This window comes from Parendozoicomonas verongulae (assembly GCF_009711465.1).
In the GTDB taxonomy this organism is placed as follows: domain Bacteria; phylum Pseudomonadota; class Gammaproteobacteria; order Pseudomonadales; family Endozoicomonadaceae; genus Sansalvadorimonas; species Sansalvadorimonas verongulae.
In genome coordinates this window covers 522-1,227 of record NZ_SMME01000530.1, presented here as the reverse complement: position 1 = coordinate 1,227, position 706 = coordinate 522, and the positions used below count along the sequence as shown (strand labels likewise).

Here is a 706-nt window from a genome sequence, read left to right as displayed (position 1 = left end):
GAGCGTTCAGCAGGCTGGCCGTATCAAAGGTCGTACCGCAGGCGCAGGCGGTGTTACGCCTACCCTTGCACCGGGTGTCTCTGCTGCTCTGGCGGTGAGATTGAAGCAGGCTGACTGAATCGAAGGCGATACCACAGAGGCAGGTGGTGTTCCGCTTCCCCTTGCATCGGATATCCCTGCTGATCTGGCAGTGAGAGTTAAGCAGGTTGACCGAATCGAAGGTGATACCACAGAGGCAGGTGGTGTTCCGCTTCCCCCTGCACCGGGTGTCGCTGCTGCCCCGGCGGTGAGAGTTAAGCATATTGACCGTATCAAAGATGAGGCCGCAGGGGCAGGTGGTGTTCCACCTTCCTCGACGTACTGTCCTCTTCTTATTTTGGCTCAATACGTCTATTGCTGGTGTAGGGCTATCGTTGTCCAAATCACCTGGGACTGTTGATGCAGTTTCATAAACCTCTTCAACCTCTTGTTTAACAACTTTTCGGCAGTGAATTTCCCAAGCGCGGATCTCAGAGTTAAAAGGCAGCGAAACCCATCAACGAATTCACCTGTTATTATCACGTCATCTGTCGCTGACGAAGAGTGAGCTTTGCTGGGAGTTGCGGGGCAAATAGAACCCTCAGCTATCAGTTCAAGGGCTTCCTTGTTCTGACGTGGCAGCCTGATTCTGGATGGACTCCCGACCCCCTGGCAGACCAGACTATTG

Annotated in this window: 1 protein-coding gene; it reads left to right on the top strand. The window is 53.8% G+C overall.

Translation table 11 applies throughout. The features are described 5' to 3' along the window. Window positions 1-190 precede the first annotated feature (190 nt). Window positions 191-439, top strand: a complete 249-nt coding sequence (locus E1189_RS01325) for a hypothetical protein (RefSeq protein ID WP_155158305.1) — start codon at window positions 191-193, stop codon at window positions 437-439. The last annotated feature ends 267 nt before the right edge of the window (window positions 440-706 follow it).